The 16,098-nt window shown below is 37.7% G+C and carries 14 protein-coding genes; all 14 read right to left on the bottom strand.

What is annotated here, in order from left to right; translation table 11 throughout:
* Positions 1 to 4: 4 nt before the first annotated feature.
* Positions 5 to 913 (bottom strand): acyltransferase domain-containing protein, encoded by a 909-nt coding sequence (locus tag BMY85_RS11715; RefSeq protein ID WP_092478463.1) that lies wholly within the window; start codon positions 911 to 913, stop codon positions 5 to 7.
* 17 nt (positions 914 to 930) lie between these two features.
* Entirely contained in the window at positions 931 to 2,841 is a 1,911-nt protein-coding gene (locus BMY85_RS11710) for a molybdopterin biosynthesis protein (protein ID WP_092478462.1), read from the bottom strand.
* A 13-nt stretch (positions 2,842 to 2,854) separates the two neighbouring features.
* Positions 2,855 to 4,051 (bottom strand): molybdopterin molybdotransferase MoeA, encoded by a 1,197-nt coding sequence (locus tag BMY85_RS11705; protein WP_092478461.1) that lies wholly within the window; start codon positions 4,049 to 4,051, stop codon positions 2,855 to 2,857.
* Positions 4,052 to 4,084: 33 nt separating this feature from the next.
* Complete coding sequence (locus BMY85_RS11700; RefSeq protein ID WP_092478460.1) at positions 4,085 to 4,741, bottom strand: ABC transporter ATP-binding protein; 657 nt, start codon at positions 4,739 to 4,741, stop codon at positions 4,085 to 4,087.
* 33 nt (positions 4,742 to 4,774) lie between these two features.
* On the bottom strand, positions 4,775 to 5,455 hold the full coding sequence (locus BMY85_RS11695) for an ABC transporter permease (RefSeq protein WP_092478459.1): 681 nt from the start codon (positions 5,453 to 5,455) through the stop codon (positions 4,775 to 4,777).
* Between the two features lie 10 nt (positions 5,456 to 5,465).
* The gene (locus BMY85_RS11690; protein WP_207646552.1) at positions 5,466 to 6,329 is read right to left on the bottom strand and encodes a substrate-binding domain-containing protein; all 864 of its coding nucleotides are present in this window, start codon (positions 6,327 to 6,329) and stop codon (positions 5,466 to 5,468) included.
* A gap of 237 nt (positions 6,330 to 6,566) precedes the next feature.
* Entirely contained in the window at positions 6,567 to 7,304 is a 738-nt protein-coding gene (locus BMY85_RS11685; protein ID WP_177180765.1) for an HAD family hydrolase, read from the bottom strand.
* 96 nt (positions 7,305 to 7,400) lie between these two features.
* Positions 7,401 to 8,252 (bottom strand): alpha/beta hydrolase, encoded by an 852-nt coding sequence (locus BMY85_RS11680; RefSeq protein WP_092478457.1) that lies wholly within the window; start codon positions 8,250 to 8,252, stop codon positions 7,401 to 7,403.
* Between the two features lie 13 nt (positions 8,253 to 8,265).
* The gene (locus BMY85_RS11675; RefSeq protein WP_092478486.1) at positions 8,266 to 9,618 is read right to left on the bottom strand and encodes an MATE family efflux transporter; all 1,353 of its coding nucleotides are present in this window, start codon (positions 9,616 to 9,618) and stop codon (positions 8,266 to 8,268) included.
* Between the two features lie 17 nt (positions 9,619 to 9,635).
* Positions 9,636 to 11,345, bottom strand: a complete 1,710-nt coding sequence (locus BMY85_RS11670) for an ABC transporter ATP-binding protein (protein WP_092478456.1) — start codon at positions 11,343 to 11,345, stop codon at positions 9,636 to 9,638.
* Positions 11,342 to 13,102, bottom strand: a complete 1,761-nt coding sequence (locus BMY85_RS11665) for an ABC transporter ATP-binding protein (protein ID WP_092478455.1) — start codon at positions 13,100 to 13,102, stop codon at positions 11,342 to 11,344. Before BMY85_RS11665 ends, BMY85_RS11670 begins: the two co-directional genes overlap by 4 nt.
* Positions 13,044 to 14,612 carry an ABC transporter ATP-binding protein gene (locus tag BMY85_RS11660; protein ID WP_092478454.1) on the bottom strand — a complete coding sequence of 523 codons (1,569 nt, stop codon included), beginning with the start codon at positions 14,610 to 14,612 and terminating at the stop codon, positions 13,044 to 13,046. The genes BMY85_RS11665 and BMY85_RS11660 overlap by 59 nt, the downstream gene beginning before the upstream one ends.
* On the bottom strand, positions 14,613 to 15,332 hold the full coding sequence (locus BMY85_RS11655; RefSeq protein WP_092478453.1) for an energy-coupling factor transporter transmembrane component T: 720 nt from the start codon (positions 15,330 to 15,332) through the stop codon (positions 14,613 to 14,615).
* Positions 15,329 to 15,937, bottom strand: coding sequence for an MptD family putative ECF transporter S component (locus BMY85_RS11650; RefSeq protein ID WP_092478452.1), 609 nt, complete (start codon positions 15,935 to 15,937; stop codon positions 15,329 to 15,331). Before BMY85_RS11650 ends, BMY85_RS11655 begins: the two co-directional genes overlap by 4 nt.
* Positions 15,938 to 16,098: the final 161 nt, after the last annotated feature.

Raw genomic sequence — 16,098 nt, 5'->3', positions numbered from 1 at the left:
CTATTTATCTGCCTTCATCATATGTTTTTTTTACCATATATGATAAATCCATATATTCTTGTTCCCCAGCTATTAACTTTGTAATTTTTATCATGGACTTAGTAAGTCCAGTATCAACATATGTACGCTTTTCTCCATTCTCAAATTTAAGAATGGTATCCTTCCAGTTAAGGCTTCTATACAAATTCCTTATAAGTTCTTCATATACCTGTCTTCCACTTTTTATTTCCCGCTGATCAATAGAAGAAATAACAGAAACAGAGCACTCTTTATATGCAATATTGCTTATATTCTGTGCAAAAATAGCAATCCCTTCTTTCATATAATCTGTATGAAACGCATATGGAGATTCAATCCGCTTTGTTTTCAAAGCCCCCATCTGCTGAATCATTCTCTCAAACTTTTCTAATTCTTTCTTTCTGCCAGCTACCGTTAAGCAACACTTATTATTAATACAGGCTATAAATATTTTCTTAGTTAAATGCTCCTTATTAATGATGTTTTTCAGTTCCTCTGTGGTAAAACCAATTACAAGCATTAACTGTTCTTCTGCTGCTGGCTTACGGTATGTTGCAATCTCTTTTAAAATCTGTACTCCATCACCATATTCAAACCCTCCGGCACATGCTAGTGCTGTAATGGCTCCTAGGCTATATCCTGCCATATAATCTGGAATCATACCTGCTTTCTTATGTTTCTGATACACCAGATAATCACATGTGTAATTTAACACCCAAGAACCTGCATAAGAACCTATGCTGTCTGCTAAAATATCTACTTCATAATCTCTTTTTGCAACTTGAGCATATTCCAGCAAGTACTGATAATCTTCTTCCTTCCATTTCTGAATGTATTTTCTGTAATTATCCCCAATTCCAGGAAACATAAATATGCAATGCTTCTTATCAGACATACTTTTATACTCCATTCTTATTCTAAATTAACAATGCATCCAGAATTATTTATTACATACCCCCCCATTCTTCCTAATCTAGCCTTTAGTTCTTCTCCCTTCATAATCTTAAGGAATTCCTGAAATTCTTCTAATTCCAGTGTTTCATCATCTACTAGGAAATCATAATGTTCCTCACATATTGGAATAAAATCCAGTCCGTATATTCTAGCTGCGGAATATATCCCCATTCCCACATCAGCACTTCCTGCTGCTACAATAGCAGCTACACTAGTATGGGTAAATTCCTCTCTTTCATATCCTCGTATCTTGTCTTTTACAAGTCCTTCTTTTTTAATTAGATAGTCTGTTAAAATACGGGTTCCCGAACCTTTTTGCCTATTCACATAAGAAATATCTTGTCTTAAAATATCTCTTAGATGATGTATCCCTTTCGGATTTCCTTTCTGTACCATAAACCCTTGTACTCGTTTTACACCTTCTACAACCTTTACACCTCCACTTGGAAAATACTTTTTTACATAAGATGTATTGTATCTGCCTGTTTCTTCGTCTAGCAAGTGTATGGCACCCAGATGTGCCTCCTTTCGCTTTACTGCAAATATAGCCCCCATACTTCCCACATGTGAAGATACAATTCCAAATCCTTTTTCCTGACGAACCATAATGTCTGTGATTTCGTCAATTAATGGATCATGGCTTCCAGTAATGATAAGTTTCTGCTGCACTTCTTTTTTGCTTTTTAATAATTTTACAGACATTGTTTCTCCTCGTTCCCCGCCTTCGCTGTTCTTGGGAATATCGATAATGCCATCCGCCTTTAAAAATGAACTGACTACCCCTGCTCCACCATTTAAAGGTGTTGCAATCATCCGCCCATTCACATATCCAAGACGGGTTCTTACAAATTCTCTATAACTTAAAGAGGAATTATAGTTTTTTGTTAAAACAGCCTCTTGTTTCCTTTCTTCTTTATGTAAATTCTGTCCCGTAAGATATTCTAATAGTGGTTCCACAATGTTCTGAAATACTATGATTCCAGATACTGGATACCCAGGAAGACCAATTACAGGAACACTTCCTGCCATTCCTAACACCGCAGGTTTCCCTGGCTTCATGGCAATTCCATGAAATATTACCTTTCCTACGCTGTTAATTACCTCGCTGGAATAATCCTCTCTTCCTGCTGAAGAACCAGCAATTAAGATTGCCACATCACATTCCTTAATCGCTTTCCTTAGCATATTTTCCAATTCCTCTTTCTGATCCTTTACAATGGGATATACTTTTGCACAAGCTCCACAATTATGAACCATTCCACCAAAAATCGCAGAATTAAACTCCTTGATTTTCCCTTCCTCTGGTTCACTGTCTGGCTGTACAATTTCGTCACCTGTAGGTATAATGCCCACAATGGGCTTTTTGACTACCTCTACCTCAAGTACACCACAAGCAAGCATAGCTCCTATTGCTACTGGTGTTATCTGGCTAAAAGATGTCAAAATCATGTCCCCAGCTGACATATCTTCTCCGATTTGCCTTACGTGCTGCCACGGTGCTGCAGCATGATAAAGCAGAATGCCAGCATCCACTTTAATAACATCTTCAATCATAACGACACAGTCACATTCTTTTGGAAGGGGATCTCCTGTGTCTACATATACAACCGCATCTTTCCTAATCTTGACTGGACTTGTTTCTGTAGCACCAAATGTCGTGTCGGCCTTTAATGCAATCCCATCCATTGCACATGCATTGTAATGAGGAGAACACAATTTTGCATAAACCGCTTTGGAAGTAATTCTATTAATAGCATCTATAACTGGAATCTTTTCACTATGCCTGCAAAACCCTGATCGATCTAATTCCATCCTGTATTGCATGATAGCCTGCTCTAAAGATGTATTGGTTAAATACTGAAATCCCATCTTGAATCACCTCTTAAAAATAAACTACGTTTACATCCATCCCTTTTGTTATTCCTTCTCTATCTCTCTCTATATAAATATATCCTTCCGCTTCTTTTAACATAGAAATCAGACCTGACTTTCCCATAACCGGATATGCCTTTCCTTCTTCTATCCTGACAGGTATGTATTCTTCTCTTCCATGATTCGAGGAAATGGAAGAACCGATAATCTTCTTCTCCATTCTTTGTAATTCTTGATAACCATACATACTCTGTATAGCCGTCCTTACAAACAAATAAAACACAAAATATGCTGCCACTGGATTTCCTGGCAAGCCAAACACTAGCTTATCCTTTACCTTAGCAATAATTGTCGGCTTTCCTGGCTTTACCGCAATTCCATGTACTAGGATATTTCCTAACTTGTTTAAAGTATTAGCAGTTAAATCTTTTATTCCCACAGAGGTTCCTCCAGATAGCAATACCATGTCGTATTCCTCTGCTGCTTTTTGAAGGACTTGTTCAAACACTTCTGCTTCATCTTGTATAATACCTAGAAACTCTGCTTCACACCCACATTCTTTTAATGCAGCTGTAAGCATTGGACCATTTACATCATATATTTGTCCTTCTAATAACTCTGCCCCTTCCGAAACCAGCTCATTTCCACTTGAAATAACCGCTGCCTTTATCTGCTTTTTCACTTTTACTTTTGACACTCCACTTGCCAAAAGCACTCCGCAAGACCTGCTGGTCAGCCGAGTCCCTTTTTGTAAAAGCAATTCTCCTGCCTTCCCGTCATCCCCTTCAAAAATCACATTTTCTCCTGGAGCAGCTGGCTTAAGTATGCCAATTTCATCTCCATAATTTTCTGTATATTCCATCATGACAACACTGTCTGTTCCTTCTGGCATATACCCCCCAGTAGCAATATATGCACATTGTAAAGCCTTAACTTGGTAAGGTGGCTTTTCTCCCATTTTGATATTTCCTAAAAATTCAAGGATTGCAGGCATGGAATCGGAACATCCAAATACATCTGAGGCCTTCACGCAAAATCCATCCACTGTAGATCGAGTAAACTCTGGAACATTTTTTTCATTATATAAATCTTCTGCCAGAATTCTTCCTGCGGCATCCTGCACTTTCACTTCTTCAATAATTCTGCTTTCTTTACAGAAGCCTTTCACAATCTCTTTCGTCTCTCTGACTGTTTTTACATTTAACATGGCAATCCCTCAATTCTTGTAGCGTGTGCATTTTCATATATAAAAAAATATCTCGTCTATATCTGAAAAATGTTCTTTATAGTCCTCTCCAATTCCAAGCTTTCCTTCCTTAATAAAAATAATCTGGTCTGCAATTCTTTTGGCTTGTTCAATATCATGAGTGACCATAACAAGTGTACAGCCCTGTTCTTTTTGATATTCTTTAAGCACTTGCTCAAACAGAAGCGTTCCCTTTACATCCATTGCCGAAGCAGGTTCATCTAACAATAACAGTTCGCAGGACTGAGCTAAGATTCTTCCAAATGCCAGACGCTGTTTCTCTCCTCCTGACATACTGTTTGCCTGATTGTTTTTTAATTCTTTAATGTCTAATTGTTCTAAAATACGCTCGAATTCCTCAACATTCTTTTTCTTTGCAGTCCTTTTCATGTTATCCATGACAGACATATTAAATATGTAAGGCTTTTGAGGCATATATAAAATCTTACAATCTGGTCTTTTTTGCTTCTCCTTCCCTTCTGTTTTCATCACTCCAGCCAGAATTTTCAGAAGCGTACTTTTTCCTGCTCCATTTTCTCCAATAATAACGTATCGTTTCCCTTTCTGCAGAACGACATGCTCTACATCCAATACCGTTTTTCCTTGAAAACTCTTTTTTAAATGCTTCCACTCCAAAATTCCACTTGTCATTTTCTAAACCTCACATTTCTGATTCCCTTGTGGTTACTTTTCTAAAATCATACCTGCCAATGAATTTACTATGAAAGAACATAAAAGCAGCACCATTCCGAGTGAAACTGCAAGCTGGAAATTTCCACGGTTTGTTTCTAACATAATGGCTGTTGTCATAACTCTTGTTTTATACTGTACATTACCACCTACTAGCTGTACTGCACCTACTTCTGCAATAGACCTGCCAAATGCTGATAAAATAATTCCAGCCAGCGGTTTTCTGCATTCCTGTAATAACAAAAATACTTTTCTTCTTCCACCAATATTCAGCCCCCAGAATGTCTCTTTTGTTTCCTCATACTTTTTTTCCAGAACAGGACTGGATAATCCAGTGACAATAGGGGCTATTAAAAATACCTGTGCAATTACCATTGCATCAATGGTATACAATAATCCCAATTGTCCCAGTGGACCGTTCCTTGAAAGCATCAGAAACACAATTAATCCTGCTGCTACTGGTGGTGTTCCCATTAATGTATTGATTAACCAGCCTGCATATCTCTTTATTGGATATGCAGGGGTAACTGCTGACAAAACTGCTGCAGTTACTCCTGCTATTGTAGATATGCCTGTTGAAAACAATGACATTTTTAACGTTAAAAATAAAATTTGCCTTAATTCATCATCTTGCCCAAATAAAAGGCTGAAAGCCTTTTGTATCTCTATCCACATCTTTTTCTAATCATTGATCAATATAAAATAACGGCTGGCCATATTCTTCTTTTCCATAGCTTGTAATTAAATCTTTTGCTTTGTCAGATTTCATCCATTTGATAAATTCACTGGCACCTTCTGTATTTGTATCTGGCCATTTTTCTTTATTTACCGCAATCATGGAATATGTATTCTTTAAGTCATCTGATTCTTCTAGTAGTAATGCTAATGAATCTTTTAAGCTATGAGATAAATAACTAGCTTTGTCTGTAAAAATATAGGCCTGTTTTTCACTTGCTACATTGATGGATGCTCCCATTCCTTGTCCTGTACTGATATACCAGTCCTGTCCATCTGGATCAATTCCTAAGGAATCCCAAATTTTTAATTCCGCTTTATTTGTACCAGAATCATCACCTCTTGATACAAAACTGCATCCCGAATCTTTTATCTTTTGAAATGCTTCGCTTGCAGAGGAAACCCCTTTTATACCTGCTGGATCATTTTCTGGTCCTACAATCACAAAATAGTTATACATTAATACAACTCTTTCTACCCCATAGCCTTCCTCTATAAATTCTTCTTCTGCACTTTTTGCATGTACTAAAAGGCAATCTGCATCACCTGTTTTTCCTTTTTCAATAGCAGCACCTGTTCCTGCTGAAGTAATTTCTAACGTATACCCCGTATCCTTTTCAAAATCGCCTTGTAGAAATGGCAATAACCCCGAATCATTTACGGAAGTAGTTGTAGAAAGGCGAATTTTTGTATTCTTTTTTGCTTCTTCCTTTTTGGCACCACAGCCAATTAGCATAGTTCCTGATAATACAGCCACCAGCATTACTATTAATGCACTTTTCCAGAAACTCATTTTTTTCATCCAATTTTTCATGACTTTATCTCCTTTTTCATAATTAAATGAATGCTTTCGATATGTATATTCAGTAAAGCCTATCGACACTTTATATTTTACTTTATTTTTTATTGATATACAATACATTCAGAAAAGTTTATATATTAAACTAAATCTTAATTCCAGATAAACAGGGGAAAGTTTTGGCGATTCAATGGACAGGGTTGAATTTAGGCAAAAAAATACCTCCAAAGCAGATTTTGGTTATTCCCATATCTACTTTAGAGGTATCCTATCAAGCAGTGCATTTCCATCCATGTTATGCATCCATGTTCCCTCTGGCAAATTTTCTGGCATTGCTGGCGATATGTCTGTATGTACATAAAATGCATCCAGACCTGCTGCCTTTGCTCCCTGTATATCACATACATAATCATTTCCTATCATAATTGCCTCATTGGCCTGAATCCCAAACTGCTCAATTGCCTTTTGATAAAATCTGATATCTGGTTTCATATAGCCGGCATCCGATGAAAATAATATTCCATCAAAGTATTTCCTGATATCCAGATAGTTCATTTCATATTCCGTAAATATCTGCTGGGCATTAGATAACAGATATATTTTTTTCTGCTTTTCTTTCAACGTTACAAGCATCTCTGGAATATTCGGATATAATGCAATATACTGTAACGAAGATATCCGAAACAGCTGCCCAGCCTGTTTTGCTATCTCTAGCGGTACTTCTGCTCCTTTTTTCGCAAACAATGTCTGGAACACATATTCCAGAACAATCTCAGGGTAAACATTCTCTTTGGAAGCTGAATTATCCAAAGCCTGCTTCCTTAAATGCTGTTCTTCTAATAAATAACACTGCTGTAATTCTTCTGGTGTATAATGAGCACTATAGTATCCATAATATATTGATAATTTCTCCCAGACTGCTCTGTCCTTTTCATTGGTCTGTATATCAACTAACGTTCCGTATAAGTCAAATAAATAGTATTGGTACATGATCGTTCCTCTCTTAAGATTATTGCATTGGCCTATATGGTTCATTATAACACGCACCAAAAAACTATACAACTTCTTTCCAAGTGGCACTTTGCCTTACACTATTTCCCTGCCTTGTTCCCATCTCATGGGAAAGTGATCGGCTTTTTCAATCAAAACACAGGTTACTTTCTGATTGGTGTATTTTTCTTTCCATCCATATAAGGAAGCGGTTATTGGCACAACTGTATCTTGTTCCCCTTGAAGAATAAGAACGGATTTTCCAAACTGTTCAACTCCCTGGATTCCGCTTTTTGCTCCATTGCTGCCAAACTTTATCCATTCAAACAAGTGTACCCAAAATGGCAGCAGATAAGCAAGTATCCCTATTTTCCCTTTCATACATTCCCTTGCATAAAATCCACAGTCATAAAATCCAGATACGCAGATTGCCTTTTCTACCAAAGGATCTGCTTCCTGTAAATAAGCTGCTACTCCATATGCTCCTGTACTATGACCGAACAGAATGATTTTTTTCTCTGGTTCTGCTTTTCTTACGTAATTTACTGCGACCTTTGTATCCAATATAAACTGGCCAAATCCTTTTGGATTTTTTCCTTCACTTGCTCCACATCCAGTTAAATCATATGCAAATACTACATTTCCTTTCTTCACAAAATGTTCTATTTCCAGCTGATAATCCAAGTGTGTAAGACCATATCCATGTACGATTATTACAACTTGCTGCAAGTTCTTGATTCCATTTTGCCAGTAAAAGCTGCCTGCCAGCTTATTTTTACCAGAACAAAACGAAACCGTTTTTGTCTGGAATTCAGATTGATTCTTGCCAGAACAGTTTGCTTCCACACGTTTGCTATACTGCATCCGATATAAGAGTGCAGTCATAGCACATGTACTAATAAAAGCGAGAAAAATCCCAATTAAGGCTGTATACAAAATAAATTTCATTTTTTCCTCTTACCTATTTCATCTGTTTTAATTCCTTATTTAACATATAGATTACGACTACAAACACACAGACATCTGTAATCAATGGTGCATAGAATACCCCATGTACACCAAGTCCTGCAACATGTGGCATGATAAATGCAGCTGGAATGTATATTGCAATCTGTCTTAAAATAACTAAAATACTAGCATTGCTTGCTCTTCCTAATGCCTGCATCATAGTTAAAACAATGACCCAAAGACCTAATGTGATGTAGGAAAGGAAGAAAATCCGGAAATCATCTGCTCCTAATAACACAACTGCACGATCTGATAAAAATAAAGAAAGCATTCCTTTTGGAGCAAACATAATTGGCAAATAAAATACCGCAGCAAGCAATGTTGCAGCAATAGAAAAGCTTTTTGTTATGTATTTGACACGGTTAAACTGCTTTGCACCATAATTAGTTCCAATTGCAGGCTGGTAGCCTTGGCTTAATCCCCAAAGCGGAATAAACGCAAAAGATTGGACACGTAACGCTGCACCTAAAATAATCTGCCAGTCACTTCCTCCATTTTTTCCTGCAATATTATATAAGACAGTCTGCTGCACTAATAACATAACTTGCATGAGCATTGCGGAAAACCCAACTCCGAATATTTCGCCAAACAAGTCTTTTTCCAAACGAACTCCATGAATTTTGACATTCTGGCTTTGCTTTAAAAAATACATAAGAGTGAGTGCTGCCTGAATAAACTGAGAAAGAATGGTTGCATATGCTGCTCCTTCTGCTCCTAATCCCATAGGTTTCATTATTAAAATAAAGATGGGATCTAACACAATGTTAATCATGGCCGCTCCCCCGCTAATCAGCATCGCCTTTTTTAACATGCCTTCTCCACGCATAATCATATTGGCAGACTGAGCAAAATTAACGAATAAGCTTCCCGCAAAGATAATTCTCAGATATCTGGAGGCTACTTTTAAAATATCTCCTTCTGCTCCAGATAAGGATAATACCTGTCTGGTAAAAATCATTCCTATTCCCATAATGAGAATCGAAAAAATCAAGTTTAATGCAATTAAATTTCCCATAATTTTATCTATGGTTCTCTGATCGTTCTTTCCAATTGCCCGTGAAAGAATGGATGCAGAACCTACCCCAATCAGTGTGGCAAGCCCTGTATTTACAAGGGTAAATGGATACGAAACGGAAACTGCTCCCATTGCTGTTTTCCCTACCATTCTGCCTACGTAAATAGCATCCATTAAATTATATAATCCAACTACCACCATTCCGATGATAGCTGGCACACTTAGTTTCAGTAAAAGTTCCAAAGGAGATGCACTTAATAGCATGCTTCTTGTATCATTTTTATTTGACATAACATTCTCTATCCTTTCTAACAGGAAAGCTTCTGTTCTGCTTTCCACATTGCTGCATATTTTCCATTTTTCTTAAGCAGTTCTTCATGAGTGCCACTTTCCACAATTCTCCCTTTTGACACAACACCAATCTGTGCCGCTTTTTGTACAATGGAAAGAGTATGTGCAATCATCACCACTGTTTTCTTTTCTCTTAGCAGATTTGCAATAGCATCCTTTACTGCCAGTTCATTTTCCACATCCAGACTGGCTGTTGCCTCATCCAATAGTAAAATAGGAGCATTTTTCAAAATGGCTCTGGCAATGGATAAACGCTGCCGTTCTCCTCCAGACAGCTGATTTCCATTCTCACCAACCATAGTTTCGTACCCTTTTGCCATCTTTTTAATAAATCCATCGCAATTGGCAAGACGGCATGCTTCTTCAATTTCCTGATCGGTAGCAGACGGACGAGCATAACGGATGTTATTTCTTACCGTATCATCAAATAAAAAGACATCTTGATCCACCATGGAAATTTGGGAAAGCACCTGCTCTGCTCCCACATTATGGGTTGGAATTCCACCAATTTTAATATCTCCTTTTTCTAGTTCATAGTATTTTGATATAATATTTAAAATGGTGGATTTTCCTGAACCAGAATCCCCTACAATTGCTGTCAGCTTCTGATCTGGTATCGTTATGCTTACATCTTTTAAGATTGGTTCTTTTTCCACATAAGCGAAATCAACGTGTTCTAAACAGATATCGTGATGTACTGGTTCAAATTTCTGACTGCTTTTTGTTTCTTCCTGCTCATAAATTACCTTTTCAATTTGTCTTTTCGCAATTGTCAAGTTCTTATAACTTGTTAAATCTATGAAAATCGTATCTGACAGTTTGGATAAAAATAAGGGAAGGAAACAGATAATTAAATAATCTACCGTTGCTAAATCTCCTGTAAGCCAAGACTTTCCTGCTATCCATATAACCAATGGCATACTAAACCATGATAAGATACTATGAAACATTCCTACTGGTATTACTTTTACTTCATATATAAAACTGATATCACTAAATGCTTTCATAGCCTTCGTTACCGTTTTATTTTTTGTTCCACCAATTCCATATGCACGAAATGTCTGGATACCTGTAATGTACTCTACGATACTGCTGACATTTTCTGCACAGATTTCATTTTTTCTGGTCCCATACTTCTTTACCTGATAAAAAGAAAACCATAGTGCTGGAACCAAAAGCAGATCCGCTGCAAGCAAAATCATTCCCGATTTTAGATGCATCGTAGATACAAATCCTATCAGCATAAGAGAAAGGGTTATGTTTTTTGCCAGATCTCCTGTTTTATGAGTCAATACGTTTTCATAACTATTTACATTGGAGGTTGCTACATTGATATAGTCTCCTGTTTGCCCTGCTGTAAAACGGGACAACGGAATCCTTCTTAGCTTATCTCCTAAAAAAAGCCGAATCTGCCTGCTTACTTTTGCACCACCAATTTGCCCTTGCACATATCCATAACTGTATATCACGATTCTGGCAAGGAAAATGAGCAACAGGCCTCCTGTCAGCTGCAGGATTTTTTTCATATTTAACGTTCCGTTCCACAATGCCTGAAAGACATAATAGATAAGCATAAAGTTAGAACCAGACAGCAGCCCCTCAATGATGGTGCACCCAATGGAAATGTGAAACTGCCGGTTTCCTTTTAACACCTGTTCTTCTTTCATCCTTTTACACCTCCTTCTAGTTCATAAGACATAGAACGTGCCTGTTCATAATCCTGCCATGCCTTTTTGTAATACGCATTTTCTTTTAGAACTTGTGCATGGCTTCCTACGCATGTAACCGTATTATTTTCAACCACTGCTACCCGGTCACATGTTTTAATTGCACCAAGACGATGGGCTACTATAATAACGGTTTTTCCTTTACATAAATTATAAATTGCCTGATCAATTTCCACCTGGTTTTCTGGATCTGCTGCACTTGTGGCTTCATCCAGAATAAGAATTGGTGCATTTTTTAAAATTGCCCTGGCAATGGCGATTCTCTGTTTTTCTCCTCCTGAAAATCTTGCACCAAAACTTCCTACTTTTGTATCATACCCGTTTGGAAGACTCATAATAAAGTCATCAATCTGTGCCTGCTTTGCTGCTTTTCGTACTTCTTCCAGACTTGCATTGCTGCCCATACGGATATTCTCGAACACACTGTCACGAGTTAAAAACGTTTTCTGAAATACGATTGCAACTTGTTCTAAAACTTGTTCATAATTTAGATCTTTTACATTTTGTCCACCGATTGTAACCGTTCCCTGATTCACGTCGTAAAATCTGGAAATCAATTCAATAATTGTACTTTTTCCTGCACCAGAACGGCCTACAAGAGCCATTTTTTCTCCATGATGTATCGTTAGATTGCATTGTTTCAGCACTTCTTTTGTTCCATCATAAGAAAATGTAACATCTTTTAATTGAATATCATGTTTACTTGGGAAGTCTTTTCCGCCTTCATATACTGGAATATCCAATATTTCTTTTGTCTTTGTAATTCCTTTTAGCACCTGTGCTAAGTTGGAACCCAATTCCTGTAATGGCCGAAGCTCTGTCAAATACAAAGAGCCAATAAATGCAAAGAGTAAAAATGCACTGGCTGCAATAGTGCCTTGTAAAAACCAGTATCCTCCTAATGGCACCATGAAAAGCATTCCACATTCCGTAATCACAACATACGCTGCATAAGGAGGCCCCATTTTTTTGGATACTTCATTCCAGACATCATTTTCTTCCTGAATGGCATCGGAATATTTCTGAAAAGATTTGCTTCCCATACGGTATGCCTTTATAAGACGCATTCCGTTGACATATTCAATAATAACGGAATTTAAATTGGCAATGGAGCGGTTCGCTCTATCCATCATTCCATCCATGCCTCGAAACATAATCGCCATAACCAGCAAAGCTAATAGTAAAGGTATTAATGAAATGAATGCAAGCGGTATGTTTACTGTACATAAGTAAATAAATACGGCAACTGGACCACACATATAGTAAATCAGCTCAGGCAAATGATGTGCCAAAAACAGTTCCAGTTTTTCAATATCTTCATTGAGTACCGTTTTGATATTCCCTGTATTTCGTTCACTTAGAACACCAAGTGGTGCTTTTGCCATATGTTCTATGACCATACAGCGTACTTTATAAAGTGCATTGTACGCACCTTTATGAGATAGTGCTCCTGAAGCAGAAAAAAGAACAAATCTTACTACAATGGCAATGGCAATCATCACTGCATTTTGTAAAATAGTTTCTCTTGTACATGTGCCTGCATAAGATGCACGAATCAACTGATAGACTCCATAGTATGGAATCATGGTGGAGAGACCGCTTATCAAGGAGCATATAATAGAAAGATACAAATAATATTTATCTTTCCCCGCCCAGGCAAGCAATAGTCCAATTGGGCTTTCTTTCTTCTCTTTCACCTTGTTTCACTTCCCTTCGTAAACTTTCGTCTGTATATGAAATAGAATTATCTGGTATTGCAAACAATTCTCTGAGACGTCTTTCTTGTTCCTTCGTAACCAGAAGGTCATCTGGCATTTCTCCTTCATCAAAATGAAGAACTCTGTGACAGGTTTTACAAACAAATTCATAATCGTGTGTTACAACAAAAATAAGTTTTCCCATTTGTGACAGTTTTGTAAGCAAGCCTGCCACCTGCAGCATACTGTCATAATCCAGTCCGGAAGTCGGCTCATCAAAAATCAGAATATCTTTCTGGCAAATCATACTGACAGCAACGGCTGTACGCTGTTTCTGTCCTCCTGACAATGTATTTGGGTGTCTCATCCGAAACTCTGTAAGCCCTAATTCTTCTAGTGTCTGTTCCACTAATTCCCTCTGTGGTGCTTTCATTCCAAAGGTTACTTCTGCTTCCACGCTGTCTGCAAATAACTGGTAGTTTACATCCTGCATTACCATATAGGACTGCTTTAACCTTTTTTTCTTATCCACTGTTTTCCCGTTCCAGACATAATTCCCTTTTATATCCTTATGAAGCCCACACAAGGCTCTGGAAAATGTAGTCTTTCCTGCTCCGTTATGCCCCACTACTGCAATAATTTCTCCTGAACTGGCTGACAAGTTAATCTGTTCTAAGATTCTTCGCTTTTCATGGGATAGCGTTACATCTTTTAATTCCAGTACTGGCATTCCTTTTTGCAGGATTTTCTTCTTTTCTGGATGTACCTGATTTAAATCAGCAGAACGAAGTCCCATGTTTTCCCGTTCTCCTGCTTCTATTTTCCGAAATTCTTCCGGCGTATAACTGCCTTTTATTCTTCCATCTTCCATGTAAAGAATCCGGTCCGCAAGTTCCATTAAGTAATAAAGCCTGTGTTCTGCAATTACAATTGTTTTTCCTTGTTTCTTGATGAATTTCAAATGTTCTTTTAACTCTAGTATGGCATGCATATCCAGATTGGAAGAAGGTTCATCTAAAAGATATATATCTGGATTCATGGCATACACGGAAGCAAATGCAATTTTCTGTTTTTCTCCTCCTGATAATTGAAAGATATTGCGGCCACGCAGTTTTTCAATATGCAGATCCTTGGTTGTCTGTTCCACCATATGTTTTAACTGTTCTGGCGGATAGGCCTCATTCTCAATTCCAAAGGCAATTTCACTATCCGTATCCACATTAAAAAACTGGGTTCTTGGATTTTGAAATACAGAACCTGCTTTTTGGGCAATTTCATACATCGGCATTTTTGCAATATCCATTCCATCCAATGTAACCGTTCCCGTCAGCTTTCCTGTATAAAAATGTGGGATTAAGCCATTGAGCAGTCTGGTAATGGTTGTTTTGCCACAGCCGCTTCTGCCACAAAGCAGAACGCATTCCCCCTTTTGAATCGTTAAATTAATATCATGCAAACTGCCTTGTTCCTGCCCCGTATAAGAAAAGGATACTTGGTTTAACTTAATCATTTAGAATACTCCTTTCCAGACAAATGCTGCCATCCAGTATAAGAAAAAGCATAGTATAACAAATGCATCTGCAAGACCTGACTGAATTTGTACCAGACAGGTTCTTGGTTTTGGATTTTCAATCCCTCTTGTTACAGACGCAATTGATAATTCATCTGCTGCTTTGGATGCCGCCATCATAAGCGGAACATAGATACATTCTACTGTCATGACTGGATGTCTGATAAAACTGCTAACAGATGGAGAAATATCCCGCATATGCATGGCATCTTTGATAAAGTGCCAGTCTTCTTGAATAGCTGGTATATAACGAAGCATAACTGCCATTGGAATCACCAGTTTTTTTGGTGCATGTATCCGGTTCATCGCTGACAGAAATTCACTAATTTTTGTAGAAGAAAGAACGATGCCTGCTAACATTCCACATGGATATACTTTATGAAACAAACCAAGAAAAGCGATAAACATGGCCCGCAGGGAACCCGTCATAGAACCCATCACCCATATCGTGAGCAAATAGAACAATGTATATAGCAAAAGCCCTTTTCCAGCATATTTGATCTGCCCGCTAACAGCACCTAATATAAAAATGAATAAAACAAGACCATATTCATATAACAAGGATGGTGCTGTCATAGTGCAGAATACACAGAGCAGTATGAGCAGAAGCTTGGTTCTTGGATCCAGCCAAAGTCCTTTCTGTTCTTCCTTTTGCATCATTTCGTAATGCCTGCCTTTTCAAATTGTTTCTTTAACAGTTTGCCACCTGCCCATGCACTGAAGGCCGCAACTGCTAATGTTCCAAGAAGAATGACTGCTAAGAGCCAAGATGGTGCTGCATCATTCATCTTGTCAATGTATGACTGCTCGGTTCCATTCTTTAGCATAGTTCCAGCCCAGCCTTCTGGATCCATAAAGTACATCACATAGGTAAATACAGAACCTAATGAAAGAAGCATGTAAGATACTGCATTTAAAAATCTATTCTGATAGCCAGCTATTCCCGCAACAAAATCGGCAACAATGCCCATTACGATGTAACTTAAAGAAAATGCCCAGTGCATTCCTGTTACAAACCAGATGATTCCCATAATAATTCCTAAAATAGTAGTACTCCATCTTTTATGTACTTTTGCAACAAGCAGTAAATAGACTGGTCCGCACAATAATGCACTTCCCATTGGCATATAAAATGTAAGCACTGGATTTACGGCAAAGAATACGCCTCCTACTAAAGTAAACACAAAGAAAATTGCACTGAAAATCCCCGTTGTTACTAAGTCTTTTACGGAAAGTCCTATTTGTTCTGTCTTATGATTTCCCATACGATTCCTCCTTTATATGGTTTTCTTTATTCTTGACGGGAAAACCACCTTCTGTTATGATTTTATTAGTTAGCCACCACTAACGTTATTCATACTATATAATTTTATATTATACTTTACAATAGTTCCGAACGTTTTTCGGCTAATCGAGGTATACGTTC

It is taken from the genome of [Clostridium] polysaccharolyticum (assembly GCF_900111595.1).
GTDB classification, from domain to species: Bacteria; Bacillota; Clostridia; order Lachnospirales; family Lachnospiraceae; genus Clostridium_AI; species Clostridium_AI polysaccharolyticum.
This window is presented reverse-complemented; position numbering and strand designations above follow the sequence as displayed.